The organism is Terriglobales bacterium (genome assembly GCA_035691485.1).
Classification (GTDB): Bacteria; Acidobacteriota; Terriglobia; order Terriglobales; family Acidobacteriaceae; genus JAIQGF01.
Map to the genome: position 1 here is coordinate 1 of DASSIZ010000042.1, position 19,686 is coordinate 19,686.

A 19,686-nucleotide genomic window follows, 5' to 3' on the forward strand; every position below is an offset into this window, starting at 1 on the left:
GTCCTCCACGTGACGCTTGAAGCCGTTGTTATGAAAGACCGGATCGTTCATCTCCGTATCGACCCAGCCGGGCGCGACGCAATTGACGCGGATCTGGGGCGCCAGTTCCGTGGCCAGTGACTTGGCAAAGCTGATCTGGCCCCCCTTGGAGGCGGCGTAGTTGGAATAACCGGCCTCGCCGCGCTGGCCCGCGGTCGAGCTGACCACCACGATGGAGCCGCGCCCGCGCGCTTTCATGCAGGGAACGACCGCGCGACAACAGGTAAAGGTGCCGCGCAGGTTGGCATCGAGCACACGGTCCCAAAGCTGTTCCGACATTTCCTCGACCGGCGCGCCTTCCCAGATGCCGGCATTGGCGACCAGAATATCTACCTGGCCGAAGTGTTCAAGCGCAGTGTCCACCAGGCGCTCGGCAACTTCGCAGCGGCTGATGTCGCCTTGCACGCAGACAGCTTCGATGCCCAGTTCGCGCGCGGCGCGTACCGCGAGGTCCGCCTCACGGTCATGCGTGAGGTAGTTCACAATCACGTGTGCGCCGGCTTCCGCGAGGCGCTCGACGGTGGCACGACCGATTCCGCGCGAGCCGCCGGTGACGATGGCCACGCGGTCGCGCAACAGGTCTTTGGGGAGCCGGATGGCCTGATCCACTGCCTGGGTTTGTTCCATTTGAACCTCTCCTAGTTAGCGGCGCGCGCCAGCCGCGGGCCCGCGATCGGAACCGCTGGATGGGCCGGACGCCAGAGCGCGGCGGTGATGAACGGCGCGAGCTGGTCCATATCGGCCAGAAAGCCGTCATGGCCATGCGCCGACTTCAGCTCGGCATAGTCGCAGGCGTGTCCCGCCGAGCGAATACGCTGCGCCAGATCGCGAACGTCCTGCGGCGGAAACAGCCAGTCCGACGAGATTCCGACCAGCAGCGTGCGCGCGCGAATGCGCCGTAGCGCTTCGCGTTCCGAGTCGTAGCCGCGCGCCAGGTCGAAGGTGTCCATCGCTTTCGAGAGCACGATGTAGCTGTTGGCGTCGAAGCGCGCTATGAACTTGTCGCCCTGGTGATCCAGATAGCCGGCGACATCGAACCGGTCCGAATAGGAACGGTAGGGGTCTTCACCGTTGCGGTTGGGACGGCGCGCGAAGCGCTCGGCGAGCAATTCCGGCGACTTGTACGACAGCATGGCGATGCCGCGGGCAAGAGCAAGCCCCGCCTGGGGCCCCTCGCCGGGCGCGTATCGTCCGTCGCGGAACGAGGGATCCAACTGGATGGCGAGGCGCTGGAGATGGTTCAACGCCAAACCCATGGCCGAAAGCGGCGCTGCGCCGATGACGATGGAGCGCTCCACGCGCTGCGGAAAATCCACCGCCCACTGCAGGGCCTGCATGCCGCCGATCGATCCGCCCACCACGGTGTGCAGGCGCTCGATGCCCAGCTGATCGAGGACGCGCGCCTGCGCGCGCACCATGTCGCGGATGCTGACCAGCGGGAAGTCCGGACCATAGGTGATGCCGGTCACAGGATTGAGTGAGGCCGGCCCGGTGGATCCGTAGCAGGAACCGACGAGGTTTGCGCCGATCACGCAGTAGCGCGAGGTGTCGAAGACGCCCGGGAACAGCTCGGGCCACCAGTCGGCCACGCGGGCCGAACCGGAGAGCGCGTGGCAGACCAGGATGGCATTGTCGCGGCGGCGGTTAAGTTCGCCGTAGAGCGCGTAACGCACCTCGGGGGAATGAAGTTCACCACCGGCTTCGAGGCGGAATGTTCCCTCGAGCCTGCAGTTCGCTTCGACGGTGGGTTCAATGGCAGCCATGCTTAGTCTCCCGCGGCCTGCAACCCCGCTTCACGGGTGGCGGTCGCCGATTTCGCGCTTCCCTTCCCCAAGGCCTGGTCAAGGTCGGCGATGATGTCGCGCACGTCTTCGATGCCGACCGACAAGCGCACCAGCTCCGGCGTAACACCGGTGGAGCGCTGTTCCTCGTCGCTGAGTTGCTGGTGGGTAGTGGAGGCGGGATGAATGACCAGCGACTTGGCGTCGCCGATATTGGCGAGCAGGCTGAAAAGTTCAAGAGAGTTGATGAGCGCTCGCCCCGCTTCGTAGCCTCCGCGAATACCGAAGGTGACCAGCGAGCCCGCGCCCTTGGGCAGATATTTTTTCGCACGCTCGTAATACCTTCCCTGCGGCAGCGCGGGATAGTTGACCCACTCCACCTCGGGATGGGTTTTTAGAAAACGCGCGACTTCGAGCGCGCTCTGGGAATGACGCTGCATGCGAAGGTGCAGAGTCTCGACACCCTGCAACAGCAGAAAAGAATTGAACGGCGACAAGCAAGCACCGGTGTCGCGCAGGCCCTGCACGCGCGCCTTGATGATGAACGCGGCGGGGCCGAAAGCTTCGGTATAGCTGACGCCGTGGTAAGACGGGTCCGGCTCGACGAAGTCGCGGTAGCGGCCGGAGGCTTTCCAATCGAACTTTCCGCTATCGACGATCACGCCGCCGATGGAGGTTCCGTGGCCGCCGATGAACTTGGTGGCGGAATTCACGACGATGTCAGCGCCCCATTCGATGGGACGGCAGAGCGCAGGCGACGGACAGGTGTTGTCCACCACGAAGGGCACGTCCTGCTCATGCGCGATGGCGGCCAAGCGCTCGAGATCGGGAATGTCGAGCTTGGGATTGCCGAGGCTCTCGGCGTACACCGCCTTGGTACGCGAATTGATGGCGGCACGCAGGCCGTCGTAGTCCTCGGCGTCGACAAAGCGCACCTTGATGCCAAGCTTCGGAAGCGTGTAGTGAAACAGGTTGTAGGTGCCGCCGTACAGCGACGTGGTGGAGACGATTTCGTCGCCGGCCGACGCCAGGGTAATGATGACGAGCGTCTCGGCAGCCTGGCCGGAGGCGAGCGCCAACCCGGCGATTCCGCCTTCGAGCGCGGCAATGCGCTTCTCCAAGACGTCCGAGGTCGGGTTCATGATGCGGGTATAGATATTGCCGAACTCCTTCAGGGCGAAGAGCCGCGCGGCATGGTCGGCGTCGTCGAAGGTATAGGAGGTGGTCTGGTAAATGGGCACGGCGCGCGCCTTGGTTGCGGGATCCGGTGACTGCCCGCCATGCACCGCCAGGGTGTCGAAATGTCTAGCAGGGTTGCCGTTGTCGCTCATCGCTGTCTCCTGGGCTGAAGGTTGGCGCAAAAAGAAACGACCCACGATCCTGGTGGACCGTGGGTCGCCTGAATCTTGGCGGCTAATTTTTCAATTTCAGCCGCTGGTTCGCGCCCACAGGCCACGAGGCATGCACATAATCATGGTGCACATGGCCATGGTCGTGTTGTGGGCGACGTCGAACATGAAAAAACAGTATACCCGTCGAAAATTTTCTGTCAATACAGCGTCATGTGAGCTGCGTCACTCGCGGGAGTGAGTCAGCCATCGCGCTTTGTCCCTAGCCGCGGGGCGCAGGCCGCGCCGCATCGTCCGGATGCGCGGTGCGCGACTCGGCATAGGCCGCATAGAAGACCATGCCGCCCATGACCAGGAACACAGCCAAGGCGATCAGCGCCATGAACAGGATCGGCATGAATATAGTTTGGACCCCTGCGGAACAGGGTTCCGTGACGGGAGTCACCGGCCGGAGTGATCTCTGCTTTCGCCTATTGGGAACGCGCCAAGAGCTCCCCTGCCAGCGAAGGTTGGCCGGCATAGAGGGGCTGGTTCACGTAGACCGCTTTCCCGCCGCTCTCAATCAGCAGCCAGGTATGTTCCTTGAGATTGCGTTCGAGGTATTGCGCAGCGGCTTTTCGCTGTTCCTGCGGAACCACCAGGAAGACGCGCACCGGCGAAAGCCAGTAGGCATGAAACGTGGTGTCGGTAAAAAAAATCTTGGGCGCGTCCGGATAATACGAACCTAATTCGAGGTTGTTGTACCTTCCGTCCCAAATCAGCAACTGGCGATGCGTGTAAAAAGATACGCTGGAGGCAGGATCAAATTCTCCGCATACGAAAATCTGGTCGCCGGTGCGGAGGTGTTGCAAGATCGCTTCCGCCATGAACCGCGACGACATATGCGGCTCGAAAACTCCGTAGGCAAGGTTGGCCGCGAAGACGAACACGCCCATGGTGACGCCGAGCACCAGCGTGCCGGCCATGATGCGACGGGTTCGGCCGATGAGCCAGGTAGCTCCAAATCCAACCGAGAAACAGGCGGCAGCGATCAAGGCGGGCGTGCGCAGGTCGGCGAAGGCCTGCGGCGTCAGGTCGAACAGGTGTCCCATGCTGAGGCGGTAGAAATCGTTGGGATGGGTCTTCAGCAGGGTAGAGATATCGCCGGTGGCGCGAACGCGAGAGGCTTGCCACACCGCCCACGCCAGAACTCCCCCGAGCGCGACTCCGATGATGGCAAGGACACCCTGCAGGCGCGGAAGCCATTTGTCGGGGCGCTCTTCAGCGCGGGCAATGCCGAGCCCAATCAGAATGGCAACCGCCGGCCAACCGCCGAACGAGTAGTACTCCATGCGGGAACCGACCACGAGCGAGAAAAACCCGAACACAACCGCAAACCAGGCGAACAGCAACAGCCGCGCTTGGGCTTCCACGCTGGTCTGCTTGAACCAGGTGCGCACGGATGGAATTTGCTTGATCGCGAGCGGCAGGAATACGCTCCAGGGAAAGAACCAGGCCAGGTGGGCCGCCCACCAGATGGGCAGCGGTGTGGCGTCGTAGTCGGGAGGCCAACGCGTTCCTATAGCACGCTTGAAGTGCTCATTGATGAAGTACGACCATAGGAAACCGGGGGCGCGCAATTCGGCGATCAAGTGCCATGGAACGGCAATGACAAGGAAAATCAGCGTGCTGGAAAAAGGACGGAGCTCGCGCCAGCGCTTCCATCCGCGCGTCAAAATCAGGAACCCGAGGATGGTTGCCACGGGAAACACAACGCCGATCAAACCGCGGGTGAGGACGGCGCAAGCGGTGAGAACGGCGACGCTGTAGGCCGCGAATCGTGAAGGCAGCGATCCCGTCCAACCACGCAGGAAAACATAAAATATGGCGGTGAATTCCAGCGCATAGATGGCTTCCGGGATCATGATGCGGGTGAACATGAACATGCCCACGCTGGTGGCAGTCACCAGGCCGGCGTAGAGTCCGGCTCGTTCACCAAAGAAGCGGCGCGCAAATTCGAAGGCCATGAGCGTGAGGCCGATCATCGCCAGTGCTACGGGAAGGCGAGTGGCGAACTCGGTCTGGCCGAAGATTTTGTAGTCGAGCGCGACCATCCAGTAGTGGATCGGCGCCTTCTGCAGGTAGCGCACGCCGTTGAGGAACATGACGACGTAGTCGCCGCGCTGGAGCATTTCGCGCGAGACGAGCGCGTGGGAAGCGTCGGCGTCGTCGAGCAGCGCCGGATGCGAGGCCGTGCCCAGGTACACCGCAGCCGAGAGCAGCAGCAGGAACCACGGAGCCCAGCGTCGCGCTGTCGAGTGGGTAGAAGCTGGTTCCGGTTCGGCGAGGGTGGTTTCAGTTGTCGAAGACAGGGTAGCCATCGCAGGTCAGAGTGAAATCATAACAGGTTGCCGATCTGCGGAACGTCATCCGCACTCGATGCGGCGTTGAAAATTCGCGACGCGGCCAGGCCGGGATGCGGCACTTCCGACCGTGACAGCAATCCTTCCTTCAGGGCGCGCTCACGGCATTCGGCGATGGAATGGCCACCTGCTCGACAATTTCGACGCCGAAACCTTCCAGCGCCACAACCTTGCGAGGATGATTGGTGAGCAGGCGAATGCGACGAAGATTGAGGTCGGAAAGTACCTGGGCCCCGATTCCGATTTCGCGCTGCGTCTTGCGCTCGCTTTCGGGCAAAGCCGGAAGGCGATGTTCGCGATGGAAGGTGAGCACCGGCTTGTCGCCAAGCTTTTCGCGGGTGAATCCCTTCGACCCGTGGTGCAGATAGATGATCGCTCCCAGGCCTTCTTCGGCGATCCGCTGCATGGATCCTTCAATCACGTTATGGCAGCCGCACCAGGTGGCGCCGAAAACGTCGCCCAGCAGGCAGTGCGAGTGCATGCGGACGAGCACCGGGCCGGCGGCATGTTCGACGTCGCCGCGCAGCAGCGCGATGTGCGATTCGCCGCCATCCACCTCGCTTTCGTAGGCGATCATGCGGAACTCCCCAAACCGGGTGGGCACGACCGACTCACCGACGCGCTGCACGTAGCGCTCATGCTGCATGCGGTAGCGAATGAGTTCGGCGACCGTGAGCATCTTGAGATGATGTTGCGCGCAGAACCTCACCAGGTCGGGAACGCGCGACATCGTGCCATCTTCGTTCATGATTTCGCAGATCACGCCGGCAGGCACCATGCCGGCCAAGCGAGCCAGATCCACCGATGCTTCGGTTTGGCCGGCGCGCACCAGCACCCCGCCGTGGCGGGCGCGCAGCGGGAACACGTGTCCGGGGCGAGCAAGATCAGCGGGACGGGCGGCAGGATCGATGGCGACGTGAATGGTACGAGCGCGGTCGTACGCGGAGATTCCGGTGGTCACCCCGTTGCGGGCGTCAATGGCTTCGCAGAACGCGGTGCCGAATTGCGAGGTGTTTTCCGTGGTCATGGGGCCGATACGCAAGTGGTCGAGGCGTTCCTCGGTGAGGGCCAGGCAGACGAGTCCGCGCCCGTACTTGGCCATGAAGTTAATCGCTTCCGGCGTAATCTTCTCGGCGGCGAGGGTAAGGTCGCCCTCATTTTCGCGATCTTCGTCATCCACCACGACCACCATGCGCCCGGCGCGAATTTCGTCGAGGGCAGTGGGAACGTCGGTGAATGGTGATGCGGGGGTCATTGGTGGAATTCTACAAGGAGGGACGGGGGAAGAGCTATCAGCTGTCGGCTGTGGCTCTCGGGGTGAGGACAGCGTATCCGGCAATCCGGAAGGAGATTCATCCGGCCACGGCACGTTCGGCGCCACGGAAGAGGCGGCGCATGGCGCGGATGACCAGGCGAATCATGAATGCGATGCCGAGGAGAAAGACTACTACGATTGCCCCGGCAAGCATCGGATGCCGGGTCGCGAACCAAGTGAGACCGATGGCAACGACGTCTTCACTGACGCTGAGCGCCATGTTGGAGAAGGGCTCCGGCGAGGGTGTTACAGCAGCACGGGCAGCGGTTTTTCCGCCATGAGCGGCCAGGGCAATGGCGCCTCCGGCGGCAGCGCTGAGGGCCTGCGCCACCGGCGGAAGATTGGCGGCGGCGCCGTATGCGAGCAAGGCGGCGACGGGAACACGAACAAATGTGTGCAGGGCGTTCCAGATCAAATCGAAGGCGGGAATTTTGTCGGCGAAGAACTCAATCACGAACATCACGCCGCAAATCACAATGACGGGCCAGCTTTCGACCAGATGCAGCGACGGCGGCAGAGCCAGGACCTGGGCACGGGCGAGCAGGCCCAGCGTCGCGATCGTGGCATACACGTTCAGGCCGGCGGCAAAGCTGGTGGCCGCGATCAGCGCGGCGAGTTGGTCATAAGAAATAGGCATCGCGGTGCGCGATTGTTTGGATGACCGGACTAGCCCGGGCGGCTATTGCCAACCCTCAAGTTGCCACTCGGCGATGCGAAATCGGAAAGGAAAAAGGCCGCCGTTAGGGCGGCCCAGATCCGGTCCGTCCAACCCGTTAGAGGGTGGACTCGATTTCGAAACCCCAAGCTTCCAGGAGGGGCTCGGGAATGTACTTGGAGTTCTTATTCCGGCGCGCCCACTCGCGCAGACGGGTGGAGCGCAGGTACTGATCGGGGGAGAGTTTGAACTCGCGCACGACCTGCTCGAACTCGGTGACGGTCGGGGTAATCGGCCCGATCGGCTCGGGCTTGCCCCAGTTCGGATTTCCACGTCGCTTCGCCATGATGAGATCTGACCTGCCTTAAGAAGGTTATTTATGTCCTAGATTTTTAAGGGCCAATTGATTGGATTCCAAATTCCGGCCGAAGGATTCACTTGAAACGCGCCGGGTTGCCCCACGGCTTACCGCTACGGCACGTTCCAAAACTGCTGCCAAAACCGACGATTCTAAGCACTTTTCCCGGCGGCGGCAAGTAAAAAGTCGCCAGTTTTAGGATTATTTGACGAAAGGCAATAGAATCAGCCACTTACATCATCCGATCATGCGCCGGCAGGATCAGGCAACTGAATGAAAACAAGACAGTTGCGCTCTAGGCACCGATTGAGCTTTGAAACCCGGATTTGTGCCGGGTTACCCCTTTGAAAGTCCAGTGGAGGTTTCTACCAAGTTCAGCACCAAGATCGAGGATCCGTGTCCGGGGCCGGACTTGACCGGCACGAGCCGTTCGGCTCTCGGGACTCTAAGTCCAACCCATTCTTTTTCCAAGTTGTGCGTTTCGCGTGTTTACAAGGAGTTGCGCACTGCGCAAGTAACAAAATAGAAGCAAATCTCGGTGTTAGGAATCTATTGAGGTCCGTGGCGCGCCGGTTCGTCTGCCGTATGCTCGCCCTCTAAGGAAGGTTCTTGTGGCATACGACAAAAAAAACATCGCTGAACTTGAAGAAATAGCAACAAACCTCCACGCTCAGATCGCTCTCCACCCCGAAAGCAAGTCGTCACGTCTACAACTGAAGGAGTGCGAGAGGTGGATCGAAATGCGCCGGACCCGGCTTGGCGTGACGCTCCGTGCGCTGTTCTGAGGCACTTGCCAGTGCTTCAGAACGTGACGCTTTGCCGTTTTCGCCCTTCCCGCCCGTGCTCCGACCTGCCCGCCGCTCTTTCTCCGTCAGCATTCTCCATCAGCGTCCGCGAAATTGCCGTCGCGTTCGGAGTGCGAAAAATAAATATCCAATGGGAAACAAGGTAAGACCAAGAGCAGCATTGACGAAATCAAGATAATGACCAACCCTGTTCTCAAGTCCCCACTGCATGGCAGAAAACAGGTGAAGCGCCTCGGAGACGTGAGTAAGAACCACAAGGACCAGACACCCTGAGCCGAGTAACTGAAGCAAAGAGCACGCAGTCTTTCCTCTAAGAAACAAAACCAACGCACCGGCAAACAACATGCAGGCTGGCACCAGCGCGGCTAGTGGCTTAAGTATCGTGACATTCATGGCGTGCCATCCGTGCCCCTGGAATTCATTCTAGTCACCGGCTTCGTGGTAAGCGAGTCTGCGCGGCTGCAGTTCCGGCACAGCATGGCGATACTATTTCACCGCAGTTTGAATGCTTGCCCCGAATGGAGGGAAAGGGCCGCTTGCGCCCGGATTTTATTGCGTCGAACCTATATTTCTTCGAGGCGAAGTTCACCCTATTAGAACTGAGGAGGGTCGCTGGACCGTGTTCTGGCTACTCCTTCGCGGGAAGGCGGTGAAAAGGGCTCTAGAGTCTCGGCGCCGCCACCCCTTAGCGGGGGCGGTGAAAAGGGCTCTAGAGTCTCGGCGCCGCCACCGTTTAACCTCACCGTCTTCCACACCATTGGGAACGGAATCAAAAGGCCGCTTGCACTGTTCACATTGAATCGGTTTCTGTTTCCCCCCTGTCGCTTTGGCTACGGTAGGCGAGGTAGCCGTTCTGGTTACTTCACCCGGGCAATTGTCAAACGCAAACGGGCAGTCCAATCTGGGGCAGCGCTTCTGCCTTCACTGCCCTGTTGGGGTGACAAAAACTGTTGGTGACTTATGCTGCGGCTGTTGGGTGTTATTTTCCTTGGAATCGTTTGCCTCTCCGCGGGCCCTTGGGGCTTGCTAGTCGGCGCGATTCTGATCCTGCTCGGCCATTTCAACGAAACGGTTCGGGTTAGAAAAGTCGGGAGCGCTAGCGAAGGTTGCCTGAGCGCAGTTCCTCTGTGCAATGCTGTGTATTGCGCAAATTGTGAAGTCATTACCAACAGCCCTCACGATTCGTGCAGTGTCTGTGGCAGTCACTCTGTGGTCGGGGTTTCCAGGATGCTGACACGTCGCGGGTGGAGGCACGCCGGGGCGAAGACACCTGCGAAGGCGGCCAAATACAAGCTGAACCTTATCGCCGAAGTACGTGAAATTCCGGCAGACGGGCTAAATGAGACTGCCGACCTGATAACCCGGCTGGCCGAGGCAGGCGGGGATGTTAGATGCCTTCACGTTAATGTAGAGCCTAATTTCGGCCAAGCTGTTTTGCTCGATAGATTCTCCGAGAAAACGTTCTCCTCTACCGTCCCACTGACGCGGCCCGCTTCCGCATTCTGTCGAACTGCTCGTGCCTTCCCTGAATTTGGCTGTAAGCAGGGTTCTTGATCTTTATCCACGATGGCTCCGCTCCATAGGTGCCCTGCTTCCATTTCGCCACCTGGCCTCAATCGTGTCGCGCCTGTGGCGAGCTACTGCTGCGGAACAATATTCGCGTGACGTGCGACCTCTTGCCAGCGTCCCTGCTGCTTCATCCATATGGCGGTGAATCGGAGTTGCTGAGTTTTGCCGGCAACCGGCATCTTCCCGCCCCATACAACGGTTTCACTGCCCGCCAGGATCACCGTGTCGCCATAAACCCGCGCGTGTTCGATACGACGATCGTATGACGTGATTACGAGGAATCCGGATTGAACCATGCCGAGCACTTCTTGTTTGTTCACCAACTTATTCAAGGGGTTGGTAACCACCAAGTCGTCAGACCAAAGCCGCCCCATCGCTTTCGGATCGTTGCGCAGGAACGCCTGAACCTCGTCGTCACTAGCTTGGCGCACCTGTTGTTCCGCCTGCTCGTCGGCGGATCGCGGAGACATTTGTGCCGCAGTAAACAGCAAGAGCCCGGCGAGCATCATCAACGCCGATATTGGCATGACCCCTCCATCGCTTCGGATTCTACAGGCACTGCAGATGCTGGAGGTCTGGTGCCCGGGGCCGGACTTGAACCGGCACGCCCCTTTCGGAGCTCGGGATTTTAAGTCCCGTGCGTCTGCCAGTTTCGCCACCCGGGCGGGGCCACAAAACGGCCGGACCATGGTCATGATACGGGATGGTGGAGCGATTTCGCACAAGAGTTTCCGGTCGCGCAAGAGGTATGATCAACCGCAGCGATGGCGACCAGCAAAGCCAAATCTTCTCTCGCGCGCGCGTATGACGATCGTTTCTATGGGGCGAAGAATGAGGGCTCGTACGCGTCGGCCAAGCTCATCCTGCCGCTGGTTTTTGCCGTCATCAAGCCGCGCAGCGTGGTGGATGTCGGCTGCGGCACCGGAACCTGGTTGAAGGCGGCGGAAGAGCTCGGGGCCGCTGATTATCACGGCTACGACGGCTCACGCCCCTCCAAGCTGTACATCCCGGAAGAACGATTCACGGCCGCGGATTTGGCCCAACCTCTCCGTACTGGCCGGCGATTCGATCTCGCCATCTGCTGCGAAGTCGCCGAGCACCTGCCGCTGGATGCCGCTGAAATTCTAGTGACCACGGTCACGTCGCTGTCCGATGTTGTGCTGTTCTCGGCGGCGATACCGGGCCAGGGAGGCCGGCGCCACGTCAATGAGCAGTGGCCGGCTTACTGGCAGAACCTGTTTGAAAAACAGCGCTACTCGGCGTACGACTGCATCCGGCCGCGGATTTGGAATGAGCGGCAGGTGGATTGGTGGTACCGCCAGAACACCGTTCTCTACGTCGCCGACGCGGTCGCCGCAAGATTCTCACTGCCATCGAAGACAGCAGAGGTCCTGTCGCTGGTCCACCCGGAACTCTACGAAGCGCAACGCCGGAAGAGGGTTTTGAAAGATTTCGTCCGTAAGGCCAAGCGGGCGATCACGCGCACATAAGCAGTACACAGTTAGAGTCGCGTCGCTGATGGTTCCGATTACAATAAGGACGTTATCTCCTACCAAGTTGGCGGAGGCTTCATGTACCGATTTGTGTATCACAACGACCGTGTACTTCCCCTGGAAGAGGTGCGGCTGTCGCCGGGGCAGGCGGGCCTGATCAACGGGTGGGGTATCTTCAGCACGGTCCGAGTGTACGACGGCATTCCGTTCGCGCTCGAGCGGCACTACGAGCGTCTGGCACGCGATGCCAAGCGCATTCAACTGCCGCTAAAATTCACATTGGGGGAAGTTCGCGACTCCATGCTGTCGATGCTGCAGGCGAACCGCGCCGGCAACGCCTGTGTGCGTGTTTATTTCATCTTCAACACTGTTGGCATCTGGAAAAGCGACGAACAGTTTCCGCCCGTGGACCTGATCATGTACGCCGTGGACGTGCCCACCCGCGTCGGTCCAACCAAGCTCTCGGTGCAGGAGAACGGGCGCCACGCGGCGCACCCGCTGGCCGGAACGAAAGTGACTTCGTGGCTGGGCAACGCCTGGATGGTTGAACAGGCACACCAGCGCGGCTTTGACGATGCCCTGCTGCTGAACGAGCGGGGAGAGGTGGCGGAGAGCACGGCGGCCAATGTCTTCTGCGTGCGCGGCGGCGACGTGGCAACGCCTCCGCTCAATTCCGGCTGCCTGGCGGGAGTCAGCCGCGCTGTTCTTCTGGAAGAAGCGCCCAAGGCCGGAATCGCAATTGCCGAACGGACGCTGACGCTGGAGGATTTCAACTACGCCGACGAGGTGTTCATCACCTCGACCACGCGGCACGTGCAACCGATCTCGCACATCGAGAAGCGCGCGATGAAACAGGCCCCTGGTCCAGTGACGGAAAAATTGGGGGCAATGTTCAACCATTACGTGCGGGAGTATCTGGGGCGAGCGGCGGCGGCAGTGAAGTAAGGCGGAGACTGGCAGGAGTCAGGTTTCAGAGAAGGGTCGGGTCAACTGAATTCCCACTTCATGGGAGCGCTAATTAAGCCCGGCAACTAGCTGGGCTGGCGCGCCATCACCTGGCCGTCGTTCAGGAAAAATTGCGCCGAGCATTTGTCGGAGCCGCAGATGATGGGAATGAGACCCGAAATCTGGCGGCGCGTAATCAGACCGAGAGTGCCGCAAGCCGGGCAGGCGAGAACCGCCCAGTAGGGATCGTCGGCTTCCCCCACTTCGCCCGCATTTTCCAGCACGAACATGGCGCCGGGGCCCATTTGCTCCGGGACCCACTCGTTCAGAACGTCAATCTCAACGACCATCCGTCACCTCCGCAGATGATGGCGTCTTCATTTATGAAACGCGCCGGGCGCGCAACCGCCGCACACCGGAATCAGAGCGGACCGACTTCTTCTCCCGAGCCGGCGGGCGCGGGTTTTGCGCGGCGCCGGATTTCACGTCTTGCAGTTCGGCGCGCACCTGCCGCACCGTATCGCTCAAGCAGATGGTGAACATCGCCTGGCGCGAATTTTTCAGAACGTCGATCACCTGCTGCGGCGAGGTTTCCAGGAACAGGCGCTTGCCGTCGGTGAGCAGGTGGTAATCGGAGCCGGCGCTGACGGTCTGCACCAGACGCTTGCCGAATTCTTTTTGCAGGAAGCGGATCACCATGCGGACGCGCTGTAGCGAGAAACCGCGGCGGCGAAGATCGCAGATCACCGCCATTTCCGCGACATCATCCAGCGAGTAGAGGCGGCGGTGGCCCTGCTTGAGCGGAACCACCAGCCCTCGCTCGTCCCACCACTGCAGCTGGCGCGCGGTGATGCCGGTCAGAGCGATGACCTCGTTCGATGTGTACCGCTGCTCCATGCTCTCCCTATCCCAAAAAACTTAAAAACAATACTATCTATAAATGTTTAAAACATTTTAGGCGTGTGATGTGGGAAGTCAAGATGAAACGGCGGTGGAAAACGTTGATTAAGATGACGCCGCCGGCTCAGAGGTGAGGAGGATCCGGAATCAGGAGCGGCCGCCACCCACGAAGTGGACGATCTCAAGCCGGTCCCCTTCCGAGAGGAACGTCGTCGTCCAGCGGTCGCGAGCGACGATGTCGCGATTGAGTTCGATCGCAACCCGGTCGGACTTCATGCCGAGTTGCTCGACCAGCGCGGCCAGGGTGAGGCGGTCGCCAGCAAAGTCGCGTTCTTCGCCGTTGATGAGCAAGCGCATGGGTGGAAGCAAGAATATCAAACGCAACTAGGTGGTCGGCTTCAAGTTGTATTTCCGGCTGGCGGATTTACCGCGATGCGTGGCCTGGACGAGGACCGCAGTCGCGGTCAGGTCGAGTCCGCCCAGCGCGAGGTAGACGTCGGCCACGCCTTCGTTGCCGGCGTTCGCGTACACATAGGTGGCAGCGGCTTTGCCGGAAGTAATGCGGCAGGCAACTTGCGCCTCCCCGGCCGGTGCACCTTCATCCGTGATCTTCACACCGATGGTGATGCCGCTGCCGTCGCCGGATAGCGTCGGGGGCAGACACTCCAACGACAATCCTTTCCCGATCTGCGAGCCGGCGGGAGAAAGGCTAAAACCCGCGTCCTGCGGTTTGCCGGCCACAGCGGCAGCGGATTGCGCGGCCAACTCATCGGGCGGAGAAACATCGGCCGGCGGAGCAGATGGCGCAGGCTCCAGCGGTATAGGAATTGCAATGTCAGGCGTCGTGACGGGCGCAAGGTTCGCCTCATCCGCCGCCGTGTCCGCGTGCACGACGAAATCCTCTATGATCGGCAGTTCCGCCAGGTCGGTGGCGGTCATGGCCGGCGCAGCGGCAACGGCTTGCACCTCCGCCGCGGGCTCCGCGTGCGGTTCGATTTCGGCTTCGATGTGGCCTTCGCGCACGGCGGCGACAAAATGCTTGTGCTGATCCTTGAGCAACTCGTGCACGCGCTCTTCGGAGAACGCCGGGTCCTTCATCTTTTCCGCGTACGAAGTGGCGCGCTTGCCGATGCAGCGCCCTTTCACGAAGACTAGAGTTTGCAGGAGGAGTTCGTGCTGACGAGCCTCGGTCTGCACGTGGTACACGGTGTCCGCATACTTCACGTCGGTGTTGAAGCCGAAAATCACCAAATGCACCCGAGAAACAGCCGGAACTGTCGCGGTTTTTTGTCTGCCGCGGGGTCAGGGTAGAAGCCGCTGGCGCGGTGCGCTGACGACCGCAAACGCGCGTCGCGCGCCGCTCCTAGCCTGCTTGACACTGCACAGGACGCAAAACTATAGTCGATTGTTTGCCCAGTGCTTGGGCGCGAATTATATACAGCTCCCTTATGCCGGACAACTACTTTGCCCGTTACCTGCCGCTGCTGCTTCAACTTGCAATCGCTTTGGCATTGGCGGGCGGAATGGTGGTCCTCTCCACCCTGGTCGGCAGGCATCGTTACAGCCGCGCCAAGATGTCCCCCTACGAATGCGGCATGACGCCCGTGGGTGACGCGCGCGAACGTTTCTCGGTGAAGTTCTACCTGGTGGCGATGCTGTTCATCCTGTTCGATGTGGAAGCCGTGTTCCTGTATCCCTGGGCGGTGCTGCTGCGCGAACTGAAAATGTTCGGTTTCTGGGAGATGCTGGTGTACATCGGCATCGTGCTGGTCGGCCTGTTCTATGTTTGGAATAAGGGAGTGCTGGACTGGTCGGGAGCAGAACGCATCGGCGCCGGAGTTTCCAGCGCGCCGGCCACGATGGTTCACCCTGGCGAAGCTCCCGGCCCCGTGCCGGCGGTCATGGCGCCGATGGAAGGGGGCAAGCGCTAACCATGCCTGTGGCGCCCGCCATCACCGACGTGGAGCAACTGAAAGACCGGCCGGAGCTGGCGCGGCTGGTGGCCATGCGCGCCGACGCGGTCGAGGGTGCGAAGTTCGATCGCGGCGAACTTAGTATCTACCTGCGACGGGACGCAATCCGGGAAGCCTGTGCTCTCCTGCGCGACGATTCCGAACTGCAATACAACTTCTTTTCCGATGTCACCTGCGTCGACTGGTACCCGTCGGAACCGCGCTTCGAAGTGGTGTATCACCTCTTCTCGATTTCGAAAAAGCGGCGCGTGCGATTGAAAGTGAAGCTCAGCGGTGACGATCCGGTGGTGGATTCGGTCACCTCCGTATGGCCGGCGGCGAACTTCTTCGAGCGCGAAGTCTTCGACCTTTTCGGCATCCGCTTTGAAGGCCATCCCTACCTGCGGCGCATCATGATGCCGGAAAACTGGGAAGGCCACCCTTTGCGCAGAGATTATCCCGTCGAGGGCTATCGCTGATGGGCCATCTTCCCCACATCGCGTCGCTGGAGGAGAGCGGCGACCGCACGATGATCCTAAACATGGGCCCGCAACACCCGTCCACCCACGGCGTGCTGCGCCTGGTGCTGGAGATTGACGGCGAAACCGTGGTTCGCATGATGCCGGACATCGGCTACCTGCACACCGGGATCGAGAAAACCTACGAGGCCAAGTTCTACCAGCAGGGCGTCCCGCTCGCCGACCGCATGGATTACCTGTCGCCATTCAGCAATGAGCTGGGCTTCGTGCTGGCGGCGGAGAAACTGCTCGGCATCGAGGCGCCCCCGCGCGCGCAGTGGATGCGCGTGCTGATGAACGAGCTGACGCGCCTGAACTCGCACCTGGTGTGGCTGGGCACGCACGCCATCGACATCGGCGCCATGTCGGTATTGCTGTATTGCTTCCGCGAGCGCGAAGACATCCTGCGCCTGTTCGAAGCGCTGGCCGGCCAGCGCATGTTCGATTCCTACTTCCGCGTCGGCGGCCTGAGCATGGAGCCGCCGATCGGATTCTTTGAACGCGTAAAACAGTTTGCCGACCGCTTCCCTGCCCGCATCAATGAATACGAAAATCTGCTGACCAGCAATCCCATTTGGATGCGGCGGACGAAGGGGATCGCGCACATCACGGCGGAGGACGCCATCGCGCTTGGCGCCAGCGGCCCGACCCTGCGCGCCAGCGGCGTGGACATTGACTTGCGCCGCGATGCCCCGTACTCGGGTTACGAGAAATTTCAATTCAACGTGCCGGTTTCCAGCGACGGCGACGTGTTCGCGCGTTACATCTGCCGCGTCCAGGAAATGCGCGAATCCACCAAGATCATTCAGCAGTGCCTGGCGGGAATGCCCGCGGGCCCGATCAAGGCCGACGCGCCGAAAGTGGTGCTGCCCGATCGCGAGAAGATGAAGACGCAGATGGAAGCGCTCATCTATCACTTCAAGATCATCACCGAAGGCTTCACGGTTCCGGCGGGCGAGGTGTACGTGGCGACGGAATCGCCGCGAGGCGAACTTGGTTTTTACATGGTGAGCGACGGCACGGCAAAGCCGTATCGCGTGCACGTGCGCGCGCCATCGTTCGCCAATTTGCAAACCCTGTCGCGGTTGTGCGAAGGCCGCCTGATCGCCGACGTCGTGGCGGCAATCGGGAGCATAGACATCGTGTTGGGGGATGTGGACCGGTAATGGTAGTCAGCGAGCAACTCGACGCTTTCTTCACCGAGAAGATGAAGGACTACCCTACGCGACGGTCGTTCCTGGTCCCGATGCTCCTTTACACACAGGATGAGGTCGGCTACCTGTCCGACGAGGCGATCGCCTACGTGGCGCAGAAAGTGGATTTGAGCGAGCTCGAAGTGCGCAACGTGATCAGCTATTACTCGATGCTGATCACCAAGCCGCGCGGCAAGTACAACGTGCAGGTGTGCCGCAATATCTGCTGCATGCTGCGCGGCACCGACGAAATCATCGCGCACGTGAAGCAGCGGCTCGGCATCGGCCACAAGGGCACCACGGAAGACCGAATGTTTTCATTCGAAGAGGTGGAATGCATTGGCGCCTGCAGCTGGGCGCCGGCGATGCAAGTGAATTACGACTTTCACGAAAACTTAACGACCGAACGCGTGGACGACGTCATACAACAGTATCGAAGCAAGACTAATTTGTAATTTGTAATTTGTAATTTTCATGGCGACGACATCCGAGATTACGAGTCCGGAGCAGTTGCGCGACCGAACAAAAGCGTTTGCTAGCAGGATCATCCGGCTTTTTCGGGCTCTGCCCTCGAAAGCGGAAGCACAGGTGATCGGGAGACAGTTGTTGCGCGCCGGAACCTCGGTTGGAGCAAACTACCGCTCGGCGTGTCGGGGTCGCTCGCGGCCGGATTTCATTTCGAAGCTCGGAATCGTGGTCGAGGAAGCGGACGAAACGATTTACTGGCTGGAGTTGCTAGGCGAGAACGGCATTATGGCGCAAAGCAAGCTGGAGTCATTACTGAAAGAAGCGCATGAGCTGACCGCGATTTTCACGGCTTCGCTCAGCAGTTCGCGGTCGCACAGGTAAATTGCAAATTACCAATTTACAAATTACAAATGGCTGACTTGGTTTCCCATCCCGACGAGGTGAAGGTCGTCTCCCGGCGCTTCGGCCAGGGTGCGGCCAAAATCGACCGCTACCTCGAACTAGACGGCTACAAGGCGGTGCAGAAGGCCCTCGCGCTCGGCGCGGACGGAATCATCAACGAGGTCAAGGCGTCGAACCTGCGCGGTCGTGGCGGCGCCGGCTTTCCCACCGGCATGAAGTGGTCGTTCGTTCCCAAGGAATCGCCGAAACCGAAATACGTGCTCTGCAACGGCGACGAGAGTGAACCCGGCACCTGCAAAGACCGGCTCATCCTGGAGCACGATCCGCACGCGGTGATCGAGGGCACGGTGATCGCCGGCCTCTCCATTCGGGCCAAGATCGGGTACATCTACATCCGCGGCGAGTACCGGTACCTGGTCAACATCATGCGCCAGGCGCTCAGCGATGCTTATGCCCGTCGCTTTCTCGGCAAGAATATTTTCGGCAGCGGCATCGATTTTGACGTGTACTGGCACACCGGCGCCGGCGCATACGAGGTTGGAGAAGAATCGGCGCTGATGGAATCGCTGGAGGGAAAGCGCGGGATTCCGCGCATCCGTCCGCCCTTCCCTGCCGTCGTCGGACTCTGGGGCGGCCCCACCATCATTAATAATGTTGAGACCCTGGCCAGCGTGCCGCACGTCATGCTCGGCGGCGGCACAAAATACGCCGAGATCGGGACGCCGAAAAACGGCGGCACGCGCCTGTTCTGCCTGAGCGGGCACGTCAATAAGCCCGGCGTGTACGAGCTTCCGCTTGGCTACAACCTGCGCAAGATGATCGAGGAAGTCGGCGGCGGCATCTGGAAAGGCCGCCAGTTGAAGGCGATCACGCCCGGGGGATCGTCGGTGCCGGTGCTCAAAGCGGAAGAGTGCGACATCGCCATGGATTTTGATTCCTGCATGAAGGCGGGGACGTTTCTCGGCTCCGGCGGCGTGATCGTGCTCGACGACCAGACCTGCATGGTGAAGTACGCGCAGCGCATCATGATGTTCTACCAACACGAGAGCTGCGGCTGGTGCATTCCTTGCCGCGAAGGTACGGACTGGCTGAAGAAGACGTTGAACCGCTTCCACGCCGGTGCCGGCGTGAAGAAGGACATCGACAACATTCAATACCTGGCGGAAAACATGCTGGGGCGCACGTTCTGCCCGCTGGGCGACGCTGCCGCCATGCCGATCATTTCGATCGTCAAGAAATTCCGGGAAGAATTCGAAGCACACCTGGAGGGTAGGCCGTGTCCTTATGAGAAGAACACGGTCGAGCAATTGCCGGTGCTCGCATAAAGTGAAATTTGGTAATCGGGTAATTGTGTAAAGTTGCAACCCGTTGGAGGTGGCGAAGTGCGATCGGAGCCGGAGTCACTGCGAGACAGGACCAAGGCTTTTGCGATTCGGATCATTCGAATGTATCACGCGCTGCCGAACACCGCGGATGCGCAAATTATTTCCGCGCAACGCACAGCACGACAAAAACGGTAGTCGGTTACTTTACCCGATTAC

General features: G+C 60.5%; 20 protein-coding genes, 1 tRNA gene and 1 pseudogene. 8 read left to right on the plus strand and 14 right to left on the minus strand.

The genetic code is table 11. The annotated features are described in order from the left end of the window. From VFI82_05035 to VFI82_05080, 10 genes are all read right to left on the minus strand, one after another. Nucleotides 1–666: SDR family NAD(P)-dependent oxidoreductase (locus VFI82_05035; protein ID HET7184026.1), on the minus strand; the 666-nt coding region annotated here is incomplete at its 3' end. An 11-nt stretch (nt 667–677) separates the two neighbouring features. After that, nucleotides 678–1,802 (minus strand): homoserine O-acetyltransferase, encoded by a 1,125-nt coding sequence (locus VFI82_05040; GenBank protein ID HET7184027.1) that lies wholly within the window; start codon nt 1,800–1,802, stop codon nt 678–680. Between the two features lie 2 nt (nt 1,803–1,804). After that, on the minus strand, nt 1,805–3,151 hold the full coding sequence (locus VFI82_05045; GenBank protein ID HET7184028.1) for a homocysteine synthase: 1,347 nt from the start codon (nt 3,149–3,151) through the stop codon (nt 1,805–1,807). Nucleotides 3,152–3,431: 280 nt separating this feature from the next. Beyond that, nucleotides 3,432–3,566, minus strand: coding sequence for a hypothetical protein (locus VFI82_05050; protein ID HET7184029.1), 135 nt, complete (start codon nt 3,564–3,566; stop codon nt 3,432–3,434). A 73-nt stretch (nt 3,567–3,639) separates the two neighbouring features. Next, nucleotides 3,640–5,529, minus strand: coding sequence for a glycosyltransferase family 39 protein (locus VFI82_05055; protein HET7184030.1), 1,890 nt, complete (start codon nt 5,527–5,529; stop codon nt 3,640–3,642). A gap of 130 nt (nt 5,530–5,659) precedes the next feature. Continuing rightward, complete coding sequence (ribB, locus tag VFI82_05060; GenBank protein ID HET7184031.1) at nt 5,660–6,826, minus strand: 3,4-dihydroxy-2-butanone-4-phosphate synthase; 1,167 nt, start codon at nt 6,824–6,826, stop codon at nt 5,660–5,662. A gap of 97 nt (nt 6,827–6,923) precedes the next feature. After that, the gene (locus VFI82_05065) at nt 6,924–7,523 is read right to left on the minus strand and encodes a DUF4126 domain-containing protein (GenBank protein ID HET7184032.1); all 600 of its coding nucleotides are present in this window, start codon (nt 7,521–7,523) and stop codon (nt 6,924–6,926) included. Between the two features lie 136 nt (nt 7,524–7,659). Continuing rightward, nucleotides 7,660–7,887, minus strand: a complete 228-nt coding sequence (locus VFI82_05070; GenBank protein HET7184033.1) for a hypothetical protein — start codon at nt 7,885–7,887, stop codon at nt 7,660–7,662. A gap of 2,455 nt (nt 7,888–10,342) precedes the next feature. Continuing rightward, complete coding sequence (locus tag VFI82_05075) at nt 10,343–10,801, minus strand: nuclear transport factor 2 family protein (protein HET7184034.1); 459 nt, start codon at nt 10,799–10,801, stop codon at nt 10,343–10,345. 49 nt (nt 10,802–10,850) lie between these two features. Next, a tRNA-Leu gene (locus VFI82_05080) sits at nt 10,851–10,939 on the minus strand. A gap of 99 nt (nt 10,940–11,038) precedes the next feature. Between VFI82_05080 and VFI82_05085 the strand changes: the two genes are divergently transcribed. Continuing rightward, on the plus strand, nt 11,039–11,764 hold the full coding sequence (locus tag VFI82_05085) for a methyltransferase domain-containing protein (GenBank protein ID HET7184035.1): 726 nt from the start codon (nt 11,039–11,041) through the stop codon (nt 11,762–11,764). Nucleotides 11,765–11,845: 81 nt separating this feature from the next. Then, a complete protein-coding gene (locus VFI82_05090; GenBank protein HET7184036.1) occupies nt 11,846–12,712 on the plus strand; it encodes an aminotransferase class IV in 867 nt (288 codons plus the stop codon). An 86-nt stretch (nt 12,713–12,798) separates the two neighbouring features. Here VFI82_05090 and VFI82_05095 read toward each other — a convergent pair whose 3' ends face one another. From VFI82_05095 to VFI82_05110, 4 genes are all read right to left on the minus strand, one after another. Continuing rightward, nucleotides 12,799–13,062, minus strand: coding sequence for a hypothetical protein (locus tag VFI82_05095; protein ID HET7184037.1), 264 nt, complete (start codon nt 13,060–13,062; stop codon nt 12,799–12,801). A gap of 31 nt (nt 13,063–13,093) precedes the next feature. Continuing rightward, nucleotides 13,094–13,609 (minus strand): MerR family transcriptional regulator, encoded by a 516-nt coding sequence (locus VFI82_05100; protein HET7184038.1) that lies wholly within the window; start codon nt 13,607–13,609, stop codon nt 13,094–13,096. A 150-nt stretch (nt 13,610–13,759) separates the two neighbouring features. Beyond that, nucleotides 13,760–13,969 (minus strand): sulfur carrier protein ThiS, encoded by a 210-nt coding sequence (thiS, locus tag VFI82_05105; protein ID HET7184039.1) that lies wholly within the window; start codon nt 13,967–13,969, stop codon nt 13,760–13,762. 27 nt (nt 13,970–13,996) lie between these two features. Further along, nucleotides 13,997–14,869, minus strand: a complete 873-nt coding sequence (locus VFI82_05110) for a hypothetical protein (GenBank protein HET7184040.1) — start codon at nt 14,867–14,869, stop codon at nt 13,997–13,999. Between the two features lie 191 nt (nt 14,870–15,060). Here VFI82_05110 and VFI82_05115 point away from each other — a divergent pair. From VFI82_05115 to nuoF, 6 genes and pseudogenes are all read left to right on the plus strand, one after another. Continuing rightward, nucleotides 15,061–15,423, plus strand: a pseudogene (locus tag VFI82_05115) (NADH-quinone oxidoreductase subunit A). 122 nt (nt 15,424–15,545) lie between these two features. Next, nucleotides 15,546–16,043, plus strand: a complete 498-nt coding sequence (locus tag VFI82_05120; GenBank protein HET7184041.1) for an NADH-quinone oxidoreductase subunit C — start codon at nt 15,546–15,548, stop codon at nt 16,041–16,043. Further along, nucleotides 16,043–17,248 carry an NADH dehydrogenase (quinone) subunit D gene (nuoD, locus tag VFI82_05125; GenBank protein ID HET7184042.1) on the plus strand — a complete coding sequence of 402 codons (1,206 nt, stop codon included), beginning with the start codon at nt 16,043–16,045 and terminating at the stop codon, nt 17,246–17,248. The genes VFI82_05120 and nuoD overlap by 1 nt, the downstream gene beginning before the upstream one ends. Then, nucleotides 17,248–17,730 carry an NAD(P)H-dependent oxidoreductase subunit E gene (locus VFI82_05130; GenBank protein ID HET7184043.1) on the plus strand — a complete coding sequence of 161 codons (483 nt, stop codon included), beginning with the start codon at nt 17,248–17,250 and terminating at the stop codon, nt 17,728–17,730. The genes nuoD and VFI82_05130 overlap by 1 nt, the downstream gene beginning before the upstream one ends. A gap of 19 nt (nt 17,731–17,749) precedes the next feature. Continuing rightward, the gene (locus tag VFI82_05135) at nt 17,750–18,124 is read left to right on the plus strand and encodes a four helix bundle protein (protein ID HET7184044.1); all 375 of its coding nucleotides are present in this window, start codon (nt 17,750–17,752) and stop codon (nt 18,122–18,124) included. Between the two features lie 29 nt (nt 18,125–18,153). Next, entirely contained in the window at nt 18,154–19,470 is a 1,317-nt protein-coding gene (gene nuoF, locus VFI82_05140; protein HET7184045.1) for an NADH-quinone oxidoreductase subunit NuoF, read from the plus strand. The last annotated feature ends 216 nt before the right edge of the window (nt 19,471–19,686 follow it).

What these genes read in the sequence shown, in the direction of transcription:
- VFI82_05040 (HET7184027.1), bottom strand. Translation starts at nt 1,802, where the DNA reads ATGGCTGCCATTGAACCCACCGTCGAAGCGAACTGCAGGCTCGAGGGA.
- VFI82_05045 (HET7184028.1), bottom strand. Translation starts at nt 3,151, where the DNA reads ATGAGCGACAACGGCAACCCTGCTAGACATTTCGACACCCTGGCGGTG.
- VFI82_05050 (HET7184029.1), bottom strand. Translation starts at nt 3,566, where the DNA reads ATGCCGATCCTGTTCATGGCGCTGATCGCCTTGGCTGTGTTCCTGGTC.
- VFI82_05055 (HET7184030.1), bottom strand. Translation starts at nt 5,529, where the DNA reads ATGGCTACCCTGTCTTCGACAACTGAAACCACCCTCGCCGAACCGGAA.
- ribB (HET7184031.1), bottom strand. Translation starts at nt 6,826, where the DNA reads ATGACCCCCGCATCACCATTCACCGACGTTCCCACTGCCCTCGACGAA.
- VFI82_05065 (HET7184032.1), bottom strand. Translation starts at nt 7,523, where the DNA reads ATGCCTATTTCTTATGACCAACTCGCCGCGCTGATCGCGGCCACCAGC.
- VFI82_05070 (HET7184033.1), bottom strand. Translation starts at nt 7,887, where the DNA reads ATGGCGAAGCGACGTGGAAATCCGAACTGGGGCAAGCCCGAGCCGATC.
- VFI82_05075 (HET7184034.1), bottom strand. Translation starts at nt 10,801, where the DNA reads ATGCCAATATCGGCGTTGATGATGCTCGCCGGGCTCTTGCTGTTTACT.
- VFI82_05085 (HET7184035.1), top strand. Translation starts at nt 11,039, where the DNA reads ATGGCGACCAGCAAAGCCAAATCTTCTCTCGCGCGCGCGTATGACGAT.
- VFI82_05090 (HET7184036.1), top strand. Translation starts at nt 11,846, where the DNA reads ATGTACCGATTTGTGTATCACAACGACCGTGTACTTCCCCTGGAAGAG.
- VFI82_05095 (HET7184037.1), bottom strand. Translation starts at nt 13,062, where the DNA reads ATGGTCGTTGAGATTGACGTTCTGAACGAGTGGGTCCCGGAGCAAATG.
- VFI82_05100 (HET7184038.1), bottom strand. Translation starts at nt 13,609, where the DNA reads ATGGAGCAGCGGTACACATCGAACGAGGTCATCGCTCTGACCGGCATC.
- thiS (HET7184039.1), bottom strand. Translation starts at nt 13,969, where the DNA reads ATGCGCTTGCTCATCAACGGCGAAGAACGCGACTTTGCTGGCGACCGC.
- VFI82_05120 (HET7184041.1), top strand. Translation starts at nt 15,546, where the DNA reads ATGCCTGTGGCGCCCGCCATCACCGACGTGGAGCAACTGAAAGACCGG.
- nuoD (HET7184042.1), top strand. Translation starts at nt 16,043, where the DNA reads ATGGGCCATCTTCCCCACATCGCGTCGCTGGAGGAGAGCGGCGACCGC.
- VFI82_05130 (HET7184043.1), top strand. Translation starts at nt 17,248, where the DNA reads ATGGTAGTCAGCGAGCAACTCGACGCTTTCTTCACCGAGAAGATGAAG.
- VFI82_05135 (HET7184044.1), top strand. Translation starts at nt 17,750, where the DNA reads ATGGCGACGACATCCGAGATTACGAGTCCGGAGCAGTTGCGCGACCGA.
- nuoF (HET7184045.1), top strand. Translation starts at nt 18,154, where the DNA reads ATGGCTGACTTGGTTTCCCATCCCGACGAGGTGAAGGTCGTCTCCCGG.